Source organism: Telluria beijingensis (assembly GCF_030770395.1).
Taxonomy (GTDB): domain Bacteria; phylum Pseudomonadota; class Gammaproteobacteria; order Burkholderiales; family Burkholderiaceae_D; genus Telluria; species Telluria beijingensis.
In genome coordinates this window covers 897,104-914,546 of the sequence record NZ_CP132480.1, presented here as the reverse complement: position 1 = coordinate 914,546, position 17,443 = coordinate 897,104, and the positions used below count along the sequence as shown (strand labels likewise).

Below are 17,443 nucleotides of genomic sequence, written 5' to 3'. Positions count from 1 at the left end.
GGTGTCAGAAGGTGTGGCTCAGGCCCAGCGCGACCTGGCGGATCTGCTGCCCGCGGCCGGCGGCGCCATCGTTCAGGTCACCCAGGTTGGAGCGGTTGGAAAACTCGTCGTTTTCGAGCTTGCTGCCGATCAGGTAGAGCATGGTCCGCTTCGAGAACGAGTAGGCGGCGCCGAGGTTGAGCTGCTTGCCGCCCAGGCCCACGGTATTGCAGCCGCCCCCGCCGACCAGCTTGCAGTCGCCGTCGTCGCCGCTCGCGTACGAGGCCTGCAGGGTGAAGGCGCCGATCTTGTGCTGGGCATTGATGCCCCAGGTATCGGTGCGATAGTTCTCGAAAAAGCCGGCGGCGCCGCCCTTTTCGTCGAACTCGAGACGTGCGATGTTCGCTTCGACCTTGGTGTTCTTGGTCAGCGCGTACTGGGCGGTCAGGCGGGTGCCGGTATCGGTCGACCTGGTGCCCGCCAGGCCCTGGCCCGCCGTGCGGTCGTAATTCGACAGCGAACGCGCCACGTTGCGCGAACCGCCGAAGAAGTCGTAGTGCCGTTCATGCGCCAGCGCGAAATAGAACGGGCCGCCCTCGTAGGTGACGCCTATCCCGAACAGCGAATTGTTGCGGCCACTGCTCGACAGTTCGCCCAGCGAGTATTCGACCATGCCCTGGAAGCCGCTCTTCTCCGGCGAGGTGTACTGCACCACGTTGTCGCGCCGCAGGTGGAAGCTGGAGCCGCTGCCGCCCATGCCGGGCTTGGACAGCACATTGCTGGTGGAGACGAAGTTGCCGCTCGAGATGCCGAGGAAGCTGAGCGCGTCGCCGATGCTCTTGTAGACGGTGTCCATGCGGCCGATCTTGATCGTGCCGGCGTCGCCCGAGAGCCCGACGAAGGTGTCGCGGCTGAACAGGCGGGTGCCGTCGCCGCCGATGCCGTTGTCGACGCCGACGCCCATCTCGATCTGCCAGATCGCCTTCAGGCTGCCGCCCAGCTTTTCCGTGCCGCGAAAGCCCAGGCGCGAATTGCTCGACTCCATGACGGTGCCGTCGACGTTGTCGACTTCCGCCGTGACCGGGCCGACCAGGCTATTGCCGCTGGCGCCGACCGGGGTAGCGCCGTAGGCCTTCCCGTTATTGATCTGCGGGTACAGCTTGCCATAGATGGTGATGTCCGACTGGGCGTGCGCAAGGACCGGCATGGCGCATGCGAAGATGGCTGCCACCGCGATCGACGTTCTGTTCAGTGCTCTCATGTTTGTCTCCTCCAGGTTGTCACGCCCGGCCCGTGTGCCTGTGCCGGCACATCGACGGGCGCGTGGTGTGTGCTACGAAATCAGGCGGCCTTGGGCGGCAGGTCCGCCAGTTCGGCCTGGTAGGCATCGCTCATGCGAGGCTCCAGTCCGTTCTTTGCCAGGGCTTCGGCGAACAGGTTGCGTACGATCGGCGACTCGTCGGCATAGTCGATCTGGTCGCCGCCGACGCGCTGGCTGATCCACGCCTTCGGCACGCCCTGGGCATTGCGGATCGAGACCACCTCGTGCTTGAAGGCGAGGTAGCGCGCCGGCGCGTTGCCGGTATTGAAATGCTGGTGGAACCACAGGTTGGGCGGCACGATCATCGAGCCGGTTTCCCACTCGTAGCGGCGCGGCTCCTCGCCCTCCGGCCACATCAGGCTGTAGCCCTCGCCGGACAGGATGATCACGTGCGCGCCCGGACCGTGGCAGTGCGCCTTCTTGTAGGTCCCCACCGGGAATTGCGAGATATGGCTGTTCATCGAGCCCTTGGCCATATTGAAGCGGATGTGGCCACCGCCGGCGCCGCGCTCCTTGGCGCTGATCAGGGGCAGGTTCACCGCGTCGGCGACGAAGTTCGTCTCCAGCAGCAGGCCTTTCTGTTCGCCCTTGTTGTCGAAATAATCCGGCTCGCCCGAGAAGCGGTTCTTGAAGTCGTATTTGGTGTTGAAGACGAAATCGATGTCCTCGTACAGGTTGATGACCGACGGTCCGTTGGTCACGGCGACGAAGCGCGCCGCGTCGCGGCCCGAGCCGTTGAAGTGCTGGCAGGTCGCGTTGAGCGGGATCGCGAACAGCGAGCCGGCCTGCCATTCGAAGGTGACGCGCTGGCCGGCGTCGTTCCACACCGTGGTCGAGCCGTGCCCGGTCAGCACATAGATCATTTCCTCGAACAGCTGGCGTTGCGGCTCGAGCTGCTTGCCGGGCGGGATCTCGCACACATAGCAGTCGTTCGAGGTGCGCGAGGCCTCGTGGTTGATGAATACGCCCTTGCCGCCACGGCGGTCCCATGGCTTGAGGTCGACGGTGTTCAGGCTCGGCACGTAATGCGCGCTGATGATGTCCAGCCCTTCGGCGGCGACCCAACGGGTGTAGGGCGATTCTTTTTCGGTGGCGAATTTCTTTGCGAGTTCATCTGAAACCATTGCGTTCTTGGACATCTGTATCTCCAGCTCTTAAAAAAACGTGTTTGACAAAAAATCGTTCAGCCGGCGCTCGCCGGCCCGGCCTGGGCCGTCTGCTTCACCTTGTCGGTGTCCGTGTCAGCGGGCGTCGCCGTAGTCGCCGTAGTTGTAGTCGTCTTCTTCCTCGCGCACCTGGAAGCCCTCCCCGCCCGGCGCGGCGGTGGTCTCGCGCGCCTCGACCTGCTTCTGGAACAGCATGTTCATGAACATGTACATCGGCTTGGTCTTGAGCACGAGGGCGCGCGCCGGCTTGTCCGACGAGGCGTTGAAGTGCTGGTGCACGCAGTTGTTGTGAACAATGGCGACGTCGCCCGCCTGCCAGTCGTAGCGGATCCCGTCGTGCACCTCGTAGCCGACGCCGTCGAGGATGTAGAAGGCCGCCTCGTTGACGTGGCCGTGCTTCTGCGACTTGCCGCCCGGGCCGTACTCTTCCAGGTGCAGGTGGAAGTTCTGCGTGATGCCGTCCTTCGGCTCCACGTAGTGGCGGCTGAAGGCCTGCGGCCCGTCGACGAACGGGATCGCGCTGGCCTTGCGCACGCGCGGCATGGCGCGCAGCCGCAGCAGCTCGTCCTGCAGGTTGTACGGGCCGGCGATGGCGCGCACGAACACGCGCTCCTTGTTGCTGTGGTAAAGCTTGTTCTCCTTGCTCATGGCCGCTCCTTGGTGTCGGGTACAGGGGTGTGCTCTGGCTTCACGATCGCGTCGTCTTCGGATAAGCGCTGCATTCAGGTGCCGTATTTCTCGAGCTGGTAGCGGCGCGGCTTGAGGCCGCGGCAGACTTCGCGCACCAGCCCCGATTGCGGCAGCGCGATGCCGCAGTCGGCGGCCATCGCGGCCACGATCTCCATGTCGTCCTCGGCCCAGGCCATCGACTGGCCGCCCCAGTTGCCGAGCGCGCCGTTGGTCGCGCTGCTGGTCATCAGGGCCGCGCGCAGCGCTTCCACGTCGACCTGGTAGCGCTGCGCCAGCGCCAGGCCTTCGTGGCTGGCGACCAGGCAGGCCCACAGGATCAGGTTGTTGACCGCCTTCGAGACCTGGGCCGTGCCCACGCCGCCGCTGTGCACCACGTCGGACGAGTAGGCGCGCAGCACCGGGGTCAGGCGCTCGACCACCTCGGCGTCGCCGCCGACGAAGGACAGCAACGTGCCCTCGTCGGCCGCCCGTCCGCCGCGGCAGACGGTCGAATCGACCACGTGCACGCCCTGCGCGGCGGCGTGCGCCGCCAGCTCCTGCATGGTCTTCGGATGGATCGTGCTCAGCACCGCGACGATCGTGCCCGGCCGCGCCGCCGCCAGCAGCGCGCCGGGCGCCTGCAGCAGTTCGCGCACTTCGCGGTCGTAGCCGACGCACACCAGGATGGCCTCGGACCCGGCGCCCAGCAGCTGCTGGTCGACCACCTCGCCGCCGCGTGCGGCGATGTCCGGGACGCGCGCCTGGTCGCGTTCGCTGACCAGCACCCGGTAGCCGGCGCGCGCCAGGTGGCCGACGATCGGCAAACCCATCCGCCCGGCGCCGATCAATCCAATCGTTTGCATGGCGTCTCCCTATGAAAAACGTGCGCAGCTGCGGCCGGCGCGGGCCCGGCCGGCAACGGCAGGGACGTAAACAGCCAGCACCTCGCGGTACGAATGCGGTTCATGACGAATCCTCAGGACGTGGGCTGCCCCCGCCGCGCCGCAACTGCGGCGCACGTCGTGTACTGCGGGGGACCGCGGGGCAGGATCAGGCGGCTTGTCGGTACTGCTCGTCGTCCGGAATGCAGATGCATTTTTCCGGATTCATCGAGAGGTACACCGTCGATCCCGTCGACACATTGAACGACGGGTGGACGCGCGCCAGCACGATGCGGTCGGCCACCCGGACCTGGTAATCCATGTATTCGCCAAGGAAGACCTTGGTGTCGACCACGCCTTCGGTGACGTTCTCGCCATCCGGGCGCGTGGCGCTCAGGTCGACGTCTTCCGGACGCACCGAGATCAGGGCCGTATCGCCGGCGCGGAAGTCCTCGGACGAGGTCACGCACAGGTTGCCGATCGACGACTGGACGCGGAAGCGCTCGCGCACCGTGCCCTCGGGCGCCTGGATGGTGGCGTCGAGAAAGTTGGTGATGCCGACGAAGTCGGCGACGAACTTGTTGCGCGGCCGCTCGTAGATCGCGCGCGGCGAGCCGCACTGGACGATCCGGCCGGCGCTCATGACGGCGATCTCGTGCGACAGGGCCAGCGCCTCGCTCTGGTCGTGGGTCACGTAGATGGTGGTCAGGCCCAGCTCGCGCTGCATGCGCTTGAGTTCGAACCGCATGCGCTCGCGGAGCTTGGCGTCGAGGTTCGACAGCGGCTCGTCCAGCAGCAGCAGCTTCGGTTCCATGACCAGCGCCCGCGCCAGCGCCAGGCGCTGCTGCTGGCCGCCGGACATCTTGGTCGCTTCGCGGTCGGCATACTGGTCGAGGCCCACCGCGGTCAGCACGCGCATCACCTTGGTCTCGATTTCCTGCTTGCTGTATTTGCGGCTCGAGACATCGAGCGGGAAGGCCACGTTCTGGAACACGTTCATGTGCGGCCAGATCGCGTACGACTGGAACACCATGCCGAAATTGCGGCGGTTCGGCTGGATGAAGACCGACTTGCCCGACGAGTAGACCGCGATTCCATCCACCGTGATCTCGCCCGACTTGGGCCGCTCCAGGCCGGCGATCGAGCGCAGGGTCGTGGTCTTGCCGCAGCCGCTGGGTCCGAGCAAGGTGAACAGCTTGCCGGTGGGGACGTCGAAGCTGACGTCCTGGGCCGCCTTGACCACCTGGCCCTTCTCGTTTGGATACTCGGTACAAAGATTCTTAACGCTAAGCATGTCTGTCTCCTGTTTTTGGCTTGTTCCCCGGCCGCCGGGGGCCGGGATGTTCCGTGTTCCCGATTGCCGTCCGTATGCGGCCGCGGTTTATTCCTTGACGCCGAATTTCTTGCCCAGCAGTTGGGCGAGCATGACCAGCACGAACAGCATCATGATGAACATCACGCCGAGCGCCGACAGTTCGACGTATTGCCCGTTCTCCCACAGTTCCCAGATCAGGATCGAGATTACCTCAGTGCCCGGGCTGTACAGCAGGATCGACGACGACAGTTCGCGGATCGAGACGATCACGATGTAGATCCAGCCGGCCATCAGGCCCGGCTTGAGCAGCGGCAGCACGATACGCCAGAAGGTGGTGCCCCAGGACGCGCCGCTCATCGCCGCCGATTCCTCGAGCTCCTTGTGGATCTGCAGCATCGAGGTGGTGTTGTAGCGCAGGCCGTACGGCAGGAAGCGGGTCACGTAGGCGATGAACAGGATCCACATGGTGCCGTAGATGCCGATGTCGACGTTCAGGTAGAACACCATGATCGCCAGGCCCAGTACCAGGCCCGGGAACACCATCGGCAGCGAGGCCAGGTTGTCCAGCAGCCAGCGGCCGGGCAGCTTGGTCTTGACCACGATCCAGCAGATCACCGAGGTCAGCAACATGATGACGGTGGCGCTGCCCAGGGCCAGCACCAGGCTGTTCCAGGTCGACGAGGCCAGCGTCGGATAGTCGAGCATGAAGCGGTAGGCGTCGAGGGACAGGTTCTGCACCGCTTCCATCGAGGGCACCGAATAGAACTTCTGCAGCGAGGACCACACCAGCACCAGGAACGGCAGCACCACGATCAGCGCGAAGTAGACGATGAAGATGGCGGCGGTCAGGTAGCGCCATTTGCCCAGGTCCATGGTGCGCGGGCGGAAGCCCTTGCCGGTCACGGTCGAATACTTGCTGCCCTGGCTGGACAGCTTGGACTGGAAGTAGATGCCGACGGTGGTGATCAGGAGCAGGGTCACGGCGTAGGACGAGGCCAGGCCGACCTGGCTCGGATACTGGTGGATGGCCTGGTAGATCGACGAGGTGAACACCTGGATCCCGACCGGCAGGCCGAGCAGCGCCGGCACTTCGAACGACTCGATCGCGCGGATGAACAGGATCAGGAAGGTCGCGAAGATCGCCGGCCAGGTCAGCTTGAGCGTGATGCGCCAGGCGATCTGGCGGATGCTGGCGCCGCTCATCATCGCCGATTCTTCCAGCGACGGGTCCATCGAGCGGAAGGCGGCGGTCATGATCAGGAAGGCCATCGGCGAGTAGTGCAGGCCCTCGACCCAGATCATGCCCCACATCGAGTACACGTCGAACAGCACGTAGTCGGTGTTGAACCAGTTCTGGATCAGGAGGTTGATGATGCCGATCTTCGGGCTGCCCAGCAGGATCCATGCGACCGTGAACAGGATGCCGGGGATGATCAGCGGGATGATCGAGAGCGCGAAGAACAGCGACTTGAACGGGGTGTTGGTGCGCTCGTTCATCCAGGCCAGGGCGGTGCCGGTGATGAAGGCCAGGACCGAGGTGCCGGCCGCGAAGGTGACCGAGTTGAGCAGCAGGCGCAAGGTCTCCGGGCTGGTGTAGGCGCTGAGGTAGTTACCGAGCGTGAAGGTGGCCGGCTGGGTTGCAGTCTCGGGCGTGAAGAAGCTTTGCCAGAGCAGGAAGAAAAGCGGCATCAGCGCGAGGTAGGACACCCCAAGCACGCAGATGCCGATCACCAGCCACTTCATGTCGATGCGCCGCCACAGCGAAGGTTTGTCTACATACTCGGCCGATAGCGTCCGTACTGCTTCCATAACCACGTCTCCTATATTGAATGCCATTGCCGGCATTTCTGAATTTTTGGAGTGCCCCGCCTTGCTTTCCGTTTCAAACTTCGTCGTTCTGATATACGGAACATCGGTTCACATACAAGCACGAGTCGAATTTACCTAGCGCTTTTGTCGATGTCAACAAAAACCAAATTTAATTTTTGACGGGAAGTCAAGTCGTGGCGCATGCGCACATGACTGGCTCGCCGCGCACCATTGCGGGGCAGGTTCTTGCGTCATACGCTGTCGCATGCGCGCCGCGACGGGCGCGCCGCGACGCTCATTTTCTTGTGACCGCTAACACCGTTCGGATGCGGCGCAGCGCGGCGCCGATGAAGGCTCGACGCCGACCGCTGGTGCAGCTGTCCGGGGCCGCCGGCAGGCTCAGCGAACCAGCTTGGCCCGGTGGTAATCCCACACCTTCTGCAGCAGGTGCGGCTTCCATAGATTGGCCTGGATGGCCGTGAGCTGCTCGGGCGCCAGCACGGCCGGCGTGCCGACCTGCAGCGCCATGTACTGGCGCTGCGCCGTCTCTTCCAGGTACACCGCCAGCACGAAGGCCTCCAGGATGCCCTCGGCCGCCACTACCGCGCCGTGCGACTTGAGCGTGGCCACGCGGGCCTGGCCCATCGCATCGGCCAGCTCCGCGGCCAGCACGCGGTTGTTGATCGACGCCGTCTTGTGAAAGCTGCGGATCTCGCCCAGCACCGCGGCCTGCATGATCACCGGCAGCACCGGCGCGCCCACCATGCCCAGCAGCGTCGACCACAGCGGATGGGTGTGCACGACCGCGCCGACCTCGGGGCGGCGCCGATACAGCTCGGCATGGATGTGGAATTCCATGGGCGGCGCGGCGTCCCCTTCGACCAGCTTGCCCTCGAAGTCGATGGCCACGATGTCATCGACGGTGAGCGCGCTGCGCACCGACTTGCCGGAGTTGATCAGCATGTGGCGGCCATCGCCGGCGCGCACGCTGAAGTGGCCGTTGAAATCGATGATCTGCGCACGCTCCAGCATGAGGATGGCGTCGACCAGCATCTGCTTCTGTTCCAGCACCTCGAGCATGTCCCCTCCCCTCTCGGCGTTCATGGCGGGCCTTCCTTGCGCGTGCCTTGCCCAGGCGGAGCGTCGTGGCTATGGTCGTGCGTGTGATCGTGATCGTGCGTGTGATCGTGGCCATGGTCGTGCCCATGGCCATGATGATGATGGTGGTGACCATGGCCGTGCGAGTGCCCGTGCCCCTTCACATGCGGCCGGTACTTGAGGTCGTTGCGCGGATTGCCCGCCGGCGTGCGCGGATCCTGGCTGAACACCAGCGACTTCACGGTCACCGGCACGGTCTGCGACGGCAACCGTATCCGTCCCAGGTCGATATAGTCGAAGTCCCACAGCACGATCCCGTCGATCACCAGGATCTCGCTGGCCAGTTCCATCTCATCACGCATCAGGCGCCCGAGGGTATGGGCCAGGTCGCCGTCGAGGATCAGGTACAGCGGCTTGCCCTGTTCCAGGGTCCGCGGCAGCGCGGCGGCGATGCCGGCCGCGAAGGCGGCGATGCGCTGGTACGACGGCGGGCCGGCCCAGCGGAACGCCAGCGCTACCTCGCTCTCGCCCTCCACCAGGTCGAAAGTCTTGAAGTGGCCGCGGATCGCGTCGGCCAGCGCCATGCTGTCGATCTCGGCCCCGCAGTCGTAGGCCGGCTGCAGCACCTGCAGGTTGCGGCGCGGGAGCAGCTTGCCGGGACTCGAGATATAGGTGGTGTTCCCGCTCAGCTGCACCGAGTATTCCGAGGCGCCCAGCGCGGTGGCGCGGATGCATTCGCCGGCCGGCAGCATGGGCCAGCCGAAGGCGCCGGCATCGACCCGCCGGCGCAGCGCCGCCCCCAGCAGCTTGCCCATGTCGCCGAACTGGCGCTCCTCGCGTCCATACACGTATTCGGCCACGCCGCCCGAGAACATCATCCCTTCGACCTCGCCCAGGCGCGCAAGCGGATCGGTGAGGTAGAGCGCGTCCACTTCGGGATTGGCGCCCTTTCTCGTGATCGCCGCGACCAGGGCGTCGGCCATCCACTCGGCCACCTGTGCGCGCTGCGCGGCGGTCGCCTGGCTGCCCGGATCCCAGGCGAAGCCGGCCTGGCCGGCGTGGTACTGGCCGGCCGGATCCAGGCGCACGAGCCGGTCGCTGTCGTCGACCACCATCAGCCGTCCGCCGATGTGGATGGCGGCGGTGCCGACCACCTTGCCGCCCTCGACCAGCGCCAGCTTGGTGGTGCCGCCGCCGATGTCGACGTTCAGCAGGCGCTTGCCCAGCTCGTGCGAGGCGCGCGCGGCGCCCGAGCCATAGGCCGCCAGCATCGACTCCATGTGGTGGCCGGCGGTGGCGCACACGAATTCGCCGCCCTGGTCGGACAGCACGTCCGAGATCGCCTGCGCATTCTCGCGGCGCAGCGCTTCGCCGGTCAGGATCACGGCGCCGGTATCGATATTGTCGGGATGCAGGCCGGCGCCGGCATAGGCCTGGTCGATGATAGCGCCCAGCGCCGCCTCGTCGATGCGGGTGCTGTCCTGGTAGGGCGTGAGCGCCACCGGCGACTGGTACAGGGTCTCGCGCGCCACCACGAAGTAGCGGCTCGACAGGTCTTCGCCCATGCGGCGCAGCTTGATGCGCGAGAAGATCACCTGGGTGCCCGAAGAACCGATGTCGATCCCCACGCTCACCAGCGAGACGTGGTCCTGCTGCCAGATCGGGTTGTCCTCGAGCGGCCCGAGCGAGCTGAAATCGTCATGGTCGTGGTCATGGTCGGCGTCGTCGCCGTCATGCACGTGGTCGTAGTCCAGCCCGTACTGGTGGTCCGAGATCTGGTGTCCCGGCCGTGGGCCGCCTGCTTTATCGTCCGACATATGCTGTTCCTGGATGGTGGGGTGGAACGCCCGCGGCCCCGGCCTGGCGGGGCCGCCGGCTCAATAGAATGCGTCGTAGTGGATCTGCGCCGCGGGCACACCGGCTTCGTACAGCATGCGCTGCACCGCCTGCGCCATCGCCGGCGGTCCGGCGAAATAGATCTCGTGCTCGCGCAGCCCGGCGCCCAGCGTGGCGCCGGCCAGCTCGTGCACGAAGCCGGTCGGGCCGGTCCACTGGTGGCCGTCGGCCTCGGGCATCGAGATCACCGGATGCCACAGGACGCGCTCGCCGAAGCCCGGCAGCGCGGCCAGCATGTCGCCGCCGCAGATGTCGCGCGCGGTGCGCCCGCCATAGAAGAAGTGCAGCTTGCGCCCCGCCAGCGCCGGATCGGCGGCCATGCCGCGCGCGATCGAGATCATCGGCGCCAGGCCCGAGCCGCCGGCGATGCAGACGATGTCGCGCGGGGAATCGGTGCGCAGGTAGGCCAGGCCATAGGGGCCGTCGAAGGCCACCGTGTCGCCGGGCGCGAGCCGCTCGAACAGGGCCGCGCCGCCCTGGCCGCCGGGCACGCGGCGGATCTGGAACTCCCAATGGAGGCCGTCGCCGGCGATATTCGACATGGAATAGGCGCGCTGCCCTTCCACCCCCGGCAGCTGCAGCAGCGCATACTGCCCCGGACGAAACTCGACCGGCTCGAGCAGGGCGAAGCGGAATTCGCGGATGTCGTGGGTCAGGTCGCGCTGACCAAGCAGCGTGGCCGCGAAGCGGCGCGGCACGCAGCCGCTCAGGTATTGCTCGCTCACCCGCGCCTTGACGCTGCAGTCGCTGCCCGGGCGCGACTGGCAGCCGAGAACACGGCCGCGCCCGCGGTCGCGGTCGTTCAGGCCGGGCGCCGCCGGCCAGTTCGAGACCACTTCGCCGCTGAGCAGCTCGACCTTGCAGGTGCCGCAGCTGCCGACATTGCATTCATACGGCAGGCCGATGCCGGCGCGGATCGCGGCGCGCGCGATGGTGTCTCCCGGGGCGCACTCGAACGCCAGCCCGGTTCCCTCGATATGTATCTTGTGCATGACGAACAGATCTTCCTTATCGAGCGGAACGGACCAGCGCGCGCCACCTGCCTGTCCGTACTACGTTTCCGCTGCCTAGAGCCGACCGCCTACCCGGCGATGCGACATCGGTTGATAACCAAGGCGCTTCGAAATCACTTCCGCACTTTCCACCACTTCGGCCGCATGGCTTTCCAGCAGCTTCTTGGTCAGCCGCTGCGACGGCCCGGCGACGCTGATGGCGGCAATCACGTTGCCGTTGTGGTCGCGCACCGGCGCCGCGATGCAGCGCAGCCCCACTTCGCATTCCTCGTCGTCGATCGCATAGCCGCGGCTACGCACCGAGGCCAGTTCCTTCTGGAAGACCACCGGATCGGTGATGGTCTTCGGGGTGCGCTCCGGCAGGCCGAAGGCGATGATGGCCTCCGCCACGTCGGGCGACTTGAACGCCAGCAGCACCTTGCCCTCGGCGGTGCAGTAGGCCGGCTTGCGCATCCCGACGTCGAGCGTCATGCGGATCGACTTGGTGCTTTCCAGCGTATTGATGTAGATGACGCTGGTGGCGCCCATGACCGTCATGTGGACGGTCTCGCCGGTCTTTTCGCGCAAGCTCATCAGTTCAGGCTTGGCCGTGCTCGAGAAGTCCATCTTGCGCCGCACCAGCGAACCCAGTTCGAACATCACCAGGCCCAGGCGGTACTTGCCGGTCTCTTCGTTCTGTTCCAGCATGCCGCTGTCGGCCAGCGTGCTGGCCAGGCGGTGCACCGAGCTTTTCGGCAGCCGCAGCCGCTTGCTCAGCTCGCTGATACCGATTTCATACTCGGTATCCGAAAACGTCTTGATCAGGCGGATCGCATTGGCGACCGAGGAGAGCCGGGTCTTCGGCTCGTCGTCCTCGACCGCGACGGCCGGCTCGGCAGCCTGGACGCCTTGATCCGATGTACGGGCTCTGCGCATGTTTCTTCCTTTCGGTGGTGCGATGTGTTTCCACAGCGCGGTTGAGAGAGCCGGAAGCATACCAAGAAACCGGCCCGGTGAAGCCTGAAACGCAGCCTCTACCACGAAAGGCGCAGTGCGAGCCCGGCACTGCACGGCAGAAATATCGTCCCGCTCAACGCTTGATGAAGTAGTTGTCCCACATCGTTTGCCACTTGTCGTGCTCGTCCAGCGTGACGGCGGGGTCGATCATGGTGAACGGGAAGTTGTTCAACTCGGTCTTGACCTTGTGGCTGGACGGCACCCTGCCCATCGAGTGCAGCAGTTGCTGGCCTTCGGGCGACAGCACGAAGTCGGCGAACAGCAGCGCAGCATTCGGATTCGGCGCATTCTTCGCCACGGCGATCCCCTGCGGGCGCCCGATGACCGGCTCGACCGGCTTCCAGTCCACCGGGCCACCCCGCAGCTTGAGCGATTCCACTTCGGAGTTATAGACTGTCAGCGCCACCGGCACCTCGCCCGCGCCGACCATCTCGGCCAGCAAAATATGGCCCTTGCGCACGCCCGGCCGCGCCGCCGCCAGCTGGTCGAAGAATTTGGTGCCGCGCTCGCCCCAGTGCTTGACGATGGCCGCCATCCATTCGGAATCGGTGGCTTCCAGCGCGATCTGGCCCTTCCATTTCGGGTCGAGGAAGCCCTCATAGGTAGCCGGCAGGTCGGCGCGCTTGACCTTGTTGGTGTTGTAGGCGACCACGAAGAAGTTCAGGCGGTCGGCCACCCACAGGCGGTGCGCCGGGAAGGCTTCCGGCGGCAGGTCGACGAAATGGGGACTATGGAACGGCGACAGCAGCTTCTCGCGCGCCATCATCTCGACCTCGGGGCCGTTGGTCTCGACCACGTCGACCGCGTAGCGGCGCGCGCGCGCCTCGGTGACGGCGCGCTGCACTACCTTGTCGCTGGTCGAGCGCCACAGGACTACCTTGATCCCGTACTTCTTCTCGAACGCCTTGGCCAGCGGCATCGACTCCTTGGTGGCCAGCGAGGTGTAGACGACCACCTTGCCTTCCTTGCGCGCATTGGCCAGCAGGCGCTTGTCGCGGTCGGCGCCGCGGTACATGTAGATCGCCGCGTGCCTGTCGGCGGCGGCGGGGGCCTGGGCCTGGGCCAAAGTCGGCTGCGACCAGCCGGTGGCGGCCGCGACGGCCGCGATGCCCGCGGCGAGGCAAAACGCGCGCTTTCGATTCATGCTCTTCATGTCTCCTCCGGTATCGTGTATTTATACTGCGACGCTAGGGAACTAAATTTTCAGTCGCATTTTTCTCAACCGCGGTATACATTCCTTGCGGTATGTCGTTGGAATGATTGTAGGGCTGTTTTCCCGCCATTGCAATAAAATGAAACAGCGTTCCACATAAAGGAACGGGCAAGTCTATTTCTCCCATCTTTCCGCAAACGCGTCGGTCGCCGCGACCAGGCGGGCCGCCATTCCGGGATCGCAGGACGCATGGCCGGCGCCCGGCACCATGTGCATCCGTGCCTCGGGCCACAGCCGCTGCAGCTCCCACGCGGTCTCCGCCGGCGTGACGGCGTCCTGCCGTCCCTGGACGATCGCGCCCGGGATGCCGCGCAGGCGATGGGCATTGTCCAGCAGCTGGCCTTCTTCCAGGAACGCCCCCTGGCGCAGGTAATGGGTTTCGATGCGCGCCAGCGCCAGGTCGGCGGCCGGGTCGATGGCCACGTCGGCAACCGGTCCGGGCCAGGCGCCGCCGGCATGCGGCAGGCACGACGCCAGCGTTTCTTCCCAGCCGCACCAGGCGCGCGCGGCGCGCGCCTCGAGGACGGCGTCGCCGCACGCCAGGCGCCGGTGATAGGCCTCGACCATGCGGCCGCGCTCCGGCGCCGGGATCGGCGCGCAGAAGCGGTGCCAGGCTTCGGGGAACAGGCGCGATGCGCCTTCCTGGTACAGCCAGCGCAGTTCGGAACGGCGCGCGGTAAACACACCGCGCAGCACCAGGGCGCTGACCCGCTGCGGATGCGCCTGCGCATAGGCCAGCGCCAGGGTCGCGCCCCAGGAGCCGCCGAACAGCAGCCAGCGCTCGATGTCCAGGTGCAGCCGTAGCCGCTCGATATCGGCCAGCAGGTGGGCTGTCGTGTTCGCATGCAGCGCCGAAGGTGATGCCGCATGCGGCCGCGAACGCCCGCAGCCGCGCTGGTCGAACAGCACGATGCGGTAGCGCTCGGGATCGAAGAAGCGCCGGCTGCCGGGCGTGCAGCCGCCGCCGGGCCCGCCGTGCAGGAAGAGCGCGGGCTGGCCGGCCGGGTTGCCGCAGGTTTCCCAGTACAGCCGGTGGCCGTCGTCGACGTCGAGCAGGCCGCTGGCGTCCGGTTCGAGCGGCGGATAGCGGCCGTCGGCGAAGGGTTGCCACGCGTCGGCCGCGAGGATCATGCGGCCACCGCTTCCATGGCCGTGTCGACCGGCCTTCCCAGCGCGGCGCTGGTGGGAAATACCAGCGACTTGATCACCACCGGCACCGCGCCCGAGGTATCGAGCAGCGCGCCGATGTCGATGAAATCGAATTCCTTCAGTGTGATGCCGTCGATCGACACCACCGGGTTGCCCAGGCCGAGCTCCTGCTTGCAGTGGATGCCGATCAGGCCCCCGATATCGCCCTCGCCGACCAGCACCAGCGGCAGGCCGCGCTCGAGCAGGGTCGCCATGCCAGCCGCCACGCCGCGGCAGAACGCATCCATGCGCGCGAAAGTCGCCGACTCTTGCCAGCGATAGCACAGGGCGACCGGATGCTCGCCCTGCAGCAGGTCGAAGCGGCGCAGCGCGGCGCGCACCGCGGCCGCGATCGCCTCGCTGTCGAGGACCTCGTCGCCGAGCGCCAGCCGCGGCACGATCACCTGGGTGTTCTTGAGCGGCAGCAGTTCGTGCGGCTCGACATAGATGGTGGCGCCGCTCACCTGGATCGTGTACTGCGAGGCGCCGACCACGGTCGCGCGGATGCCCTGCTCGGGGCGTTCGATGCGCGGGCCCCAGGCCCTGACCCGCTCGAGGATGGCGCGCGCCAGCTGGGGACCGAGGTCGCCGTAGGCCTCTGGCTGGAGGCCGTAGATATATTCGGACACGCCGCCCGAGAAGGTGACCACGTCGGGCGCGCGGCCGGGCGGCAGCGGGTCGATCCGCAGCAGCGCGGCGCTGGCGCCGTCCGGGTCGCGGTTGCACACGATGCCGAACAGCCGGTCGGCCATGCGTTCCACCATGCGCGCCAGCAGGGCCGGATCGGGCCTGACGCCGATCTCCAGCGCCAGGCCGGCTTCGGCCGCGAAGCGGCGGCCCGCTTCTTCGATCCGCCGCACCCGGCCGTCGGCGTCGAACGACACGATGCGCGCGCCGACGTCGGCCGCCGTCATGCCGGCCAGTTCGCCATGTTCGCAGACCGCAATCTTGGACGTGCCGCCGCCGATGTCGATATTCATCACGCGCGCATTCTCGCGGATCGAGCGCGCCGCGGCGCCGGAGCCGAAGGCGGCCAGCGTGGTCTCGAGCGCGTCGCCGGCGCTGACCGACACGAACTTGCCGGCCTGCGCCGCGAACAGGTCGGCGATCGCGCGCGCATTGCTGCGCCGCACCGCGACCCCGGTCAGGATCAGGGCCCCGGTATCGATCCCCTGCGGATCGACGCCGGCCAACCGGTACTGGCGCGCGATGAAGGCGCCGAGGGCGGCGGCGTCGATCGAGTGGTCGTCGAGATAGGGCGTGAGCAGCACCTCGGATTCGTGCAGCACCTCGCGCTCGGACACGATGTAGCGGTTGTCGAGCCGTTCCAGCACCATGCGCGAAAACACAAGGTGCGAGGTCGACGAACCGATGTCCACGCCCACGCTCACCAGGCGGATCTCGTCTTCTTCCTCGAGGCTGCGCCTGACGTTGCTGAAGAAAATGCGGCCGCCTTCCTCGCCGCCGCTGCCGGTACTGCTACTGCTGCTGCTGCTCATGGTATGCCTTGTCGAACGGTGCTGGTAATGGGCCGCCGGCGGCGGCGGCCGCTGCGTTTACTTGACGCCGGGTGGCAGGTACCAGGCCGGGTCCATGCGGTTGGCGACGCCGTTCTGCCGCAGCTTGGCCTCGTACTCCTGGCGCACGAACGGGTCTTCCATCCAGTACGGGATGGCGGTGCCGCCCTCGTTGACGTCGATCGCCGTGTAGTCGGTGTGCTTCTCGCCCGGTGGGCCGGGATCGCGGCCGGGATTGTGCGGCCCGAACCAGGCGGTCAGGCGGAACGGCTCCTCGGACACGCTGAAGTGCTGGTGGTACCAGCGCGCGCCGCCCGGCGCCGCCGTGACCATGCCGCCCGGCTCGTAGTCGAGGCGCCGCACCTGGTCGCCGAAGCCGTCGCGCCACGGATTCACGCCGAGGCGCTCGGGCCAGGTATAGGTATAGCCCTTGCCCTTCAGGCAGATCAGGATCGCGGCCGAGGTGTGCGCGTGCGCCTTCGAATAGCGGCCGTTCTCGTGCTGGCCGATCCAGAAGTAGAAGCAGTTATTGGTCATGAAGGGCTCGACCCGGCGGTAGCCGGGCGAGCGCCGGTTGTCCAGCGGCAGCTCGCAATTGGCCGCATCCGGGATCAGGTTGGTGCGGCGCATCGCCAGGCCGCGCACCGGATCCGGCTCGATCTCGTCGCGCGCCTTGTAGAAGTCGTCGGCGCTGCTGAAGCGGTCGTGAAAGATGAAGGGATTGTTGAACACCGCGTCGAAGTTGTTGATCATATTGATCACGTTCGGCGCCGTATTGCCCGCCAAAAGCAGCGCGCCACTGGAGGTGGCGTTGACGATCCGGTACATCGCGTTCATCGGGATCGAGAACAGCGAGCCGGCCTGCCACTCGAACACGTGCTTGCGGGTGTCGCCTTCCTGCCAGACCTCGGTGGTGCCGCGGCCTTCGATGACCAGGAAGATCTCTTCATACATATGCTTTTCGACGTTCAGGGCGCCGGCCGGCGGCACCTCGATCACGTAGCAGCCCCATTTGCCTTCGGTGCCGTACAGCTGGATGAAGTGGCCGCGGCCGCCGCGCCGCGCCCAGGGCACCAGCGGCAGGTTGCGCACATTGCTGATGCCGATATCGCGGAACACGGGAATGCCTTCCTGTTCCATATAGGCGTCGTAGGGCGTCGGCTGCTTCTTGAATTCGCCGAAGCCGGCCTTTTTGTTGGCGGCGGGTTCGTGCCAGTGGGTCCGGTCTTTATCGTGCGGCATGTCTCTTCCTCATCTATATGAACAGGTGGCCTTCGGTCGGCATGTTCCGATATACGGAATTGCGTTCCTTCTTATGGGATTGATGGTACGCCCCGCGGAATTGAAAGTCAACAAGCGGGGCCGGAAGGACGCGGTCCGCG

General features: G+C 66.3%; 14 protein-coding genes. All 14 read right to left on the bottom strand.

Features of this window, described 5'->3' with window-relative positions; all coding sequences use genetic code 11:
- Positions 1–4: 4 nt before the first annotated feature.
- Positions 5–1,240: a porin gene (locus tag Q9246_RS04035; protein WP_306395639.1), complete on the bottom strand. Its 1,236-nt coding sequence runs from the start codon at positions 1,238–1,240 to the stop codon at positions 5–7.
- 80 nt (positions 1,241–1,320) lie between these two features.
- Positions 1,321–2,439 (bottom strand): cupin domain-containing protein, encoded by a 1,119-nt coding sequence (locus Q9246_RS04030; RefSeq protein WP_306395637.1) that lies wholly within the window; start codon positions 2,437–2,439, stop codon positions 1,321–1,323.
- A gap of 102 nt (positions 2,440–2,541) precedes the next feature.
- Positions 2,542–3,114, bottom strand: coding sequence for a cupin domain-containing protein (locus Q9246_RS04025; RefSeq protein WP_306395636.1), 573 nt, complete (start codon positions 3,112–3,114; stop codon positions 2,542–2,544).
- Positions 3,115–3,188: 74 nt separating this feature from the next.
- Complete coding sequence (locus tag Q9246_RS04020; protein WP_306395635.1) at positions 3,189–3,998, bottom strand: NAD(P)-dependent oxidoreductase; 810 nt, start codon at positions 3,996–3,998, stop codon at positions 3,189–3,191.
- Between the two features lie 187 nt (positions 3,999–4,185).
- Positions 4,186–5,310, bottom strand: a complete 1,125-nt coding sequence (locus Q9246_RS04015) for an ABC transporter ATP-binding protein (protein ID WP_306395633.1) — start codon at positions 5,308–5,310, stop codon at positions 4,186–4,188.
- 87 nt (positions 5,311–5,397) lie between these two features.
- On the bottom strand, positions 5,398–7,140 hold the full coding sequence (locus Q9246_RS04010) for an ABC transporter permease (protein WP_306395631.1): 1,743 nt from the start codon (positions 7,138–7,140) through the stop codon (positions 5,398–5,400).
- Positions 7,141–7,539: 399 nt separating this feature from the next.
- Positions 7,540–8,244 carry a class II aldolase/adducin family protein gene (locus Q9246_RS04005; protein WP_306395630.1) on the bottom strand — a complete coding sequence of 235 codons (705 nt, stop codon included), beginning with the start codon at positions 8,242–8,244 and terminating at the stop codon, positions 7,540–7,542.
- Entirely contained in the window at positions 8,241–10,055 is a 1,815-nt protein-coding gene (locus Q9246_RS04000; RefSeq protein WP_306395629.1) for an ethanolamine ammonia-lyase reactivating factor EutA, read from the bottom strand. Before Q9246_RS04000 ends, Q9246_RS04005 begins: the two co-directional genes overlap by 4 nt.
- Positions 10,056–10,115: 60 nt before the next feature.
- Positions 10,116–11,126, bottom strand: a complete 1,011-nt coding sequence (locus Q9246_RS03995; RefSeq protein WP_306395628.1) for a 2Fe-2S iron-sulfur cluster-binding protein — start codon at positions 11,124–11,126, stop codon at positions 10,116–10,118.
- Between the two features lie 75 nt (positions 11,127–11,201).
- Positions 11,202–12,062 carry an IclR family transcriptional regulator gene (locus Q9246_RS03990; protein WP_306395627.1) on the bottom strand — a complete coding sequence of 287 codons (861 nt, stop codon included), beginning with the start codon at positions 12,060–12,062 and terminating at the stop codon, positions 11,202–11,204.
- Positions 12,063–12,216: 154 nt separating this feature from the next.
- On the bottom strand, positions 12,217–13,287 hold the full coding sequence (locus Q9246_RS03985) for an ABC transporter substrate-binding protein (protein ID WP_306395626.1): 1,071 nt from the start codon (positions 13,285–13,287) through the stop codon (positions 12,217–12,219).
- A 183-nt stretch (positions 13,288–13,470) separates the two neighbouring features.
- A complete protein-coding gene (gene pip / locus Q9246_RS03980; protein ID WP_306395624.1) occupies positions 13,471–14,487 on the bottom strand; it encodes a prolyl aminopeptidase in 1,017 nt (338 codons plus the stop codon).
- Positions 14,484–16,043 (bottom strand): ethanolamine ammonia-lyase reactivating factor EutA, encoded by a 1,560-nt coding sequence (locus Q9246_RS03975; protein ID WP_306395622.1) that lies wholly within the window; start codon positions 16,041–16,043, stop codon positions 14,484–14,486. Before Q9246_RS03975 ends, pip begins: the two co-directional genes overlap by 4 nt.
- Positions 16,044–16,100: 57 nt before the next feature.
- A complete protein-coding gene (locus Q9246_RS03970) occupies positions 16,101–17,303 on the bottom strand; it encodes a cupin domain-containing protein (RefSeq protein ID WP_306395621.1) in 1,203 nt (400 codons plus the stop codon).
- Between the last annotated feature and the right edge of the window lie 140 nt (positions 17,304–17,443).

Bases quoted from the DNA above. Each gene is read 5' to 3' on its own strand.
- Q9246_RS04005 (WP_306395630.1), bottom strand. From the start codon at position 8,244: ATGAACGCCGAGAGGGGAGGGGACATGCTCGAGGTGCTGGAACAGAAG.
- Q9246_RS03995 (WP_306395628.1), bottom strand. From the start codon at position 11,126: ATGCACAAGATACATATCGAGGGAACCGGGCTGGCGTTCGAGTGCGCC.
- Q9246_RS03990 (WP_306395627.1), bottom strand. From the start codon at position 12,062: ATGCGCAGAGCCCGTACATCGGATCAAGGCGTCCAGGCTGCCGAGCCG.
- Q9246_RS04025 (WP_306395636.1), bottom strand. From the start codon at position 3,114: ATGAGCAAGGAGAACAAGCTTTACCACAGCAACAAGGAGCGCGTGTTC.
- Q9246_RS04030 (WP_306395637.1), bottom strand. From the start codon at position 2,439: ATGTCCAAGAACGCAATGGTTTCAGATGAACTCGCAAAGAAATTCGCC.
- Q9246_RS04035 (WP_306395639.1), bottom strand. From the start codon at position 1,240: ATGAGAGCACTGAACAGAACGTCGATCGCGGTGGCAGCCATCTTCGCA.
- pip (WP_306395624.1), bottom strand. From the start codon at position 14,487: ATGATCCTCGCGGCCGACGCGTGGCAACCCTTCGCCGACGGCCGCTAT.
- Q9246_RS04000 (WP_306395629.1), bottom strand. From the start codon at position 10,055: ATGTCGGACGATAAAGCAGGCGGCCCACGGCCGGGACACCAGATCTCG.
- Q9246_RS04020 (WP_306395635.1), bottom strand. From the start codon at position 3,998: ATGCAAACGATTGGATTGATCGGCGCCGGGCGGATGGGTTTGCCGATC.
- Q9246_RS03975 (WP_306395622.1), bottom strand. From the start codon at position 16,043: ATGAGCAGCAGCAGCAGTAGCAGTACCGGCAGCGGCGGCGAGGAAGGC.
- Q9246_RS03970 (WP_306395621.1), bottom strand. From the start codon at position 17,303: ATGCCGCACGATAAAGACCGGACCCACTGGCACGAACCCGCCGCCAAC.
- Q9246_RS03985 (WP_306395626.1), bottom strand. From the start codon at position 13,287: ATGAATCGAAAGCGCGCGTTTTGCCTCGCCGCGGGCATCGCGGCCGTC.
- Q9246_RS04015 (WP_306395633.1), bottom strand. From the start codon at position 5,310: ATGCTTAGCGTTAAGAATCTTTGTACCGAGTATCCAAACGAGAAGGGC.
- Q9246_RS04010 (WP_306395631.1), bottom strand. From the start codon at position 7,140: ATGGAAGCAGTACGGACGCTATCGGCCGAGTATGTAGACAAACCTTCG.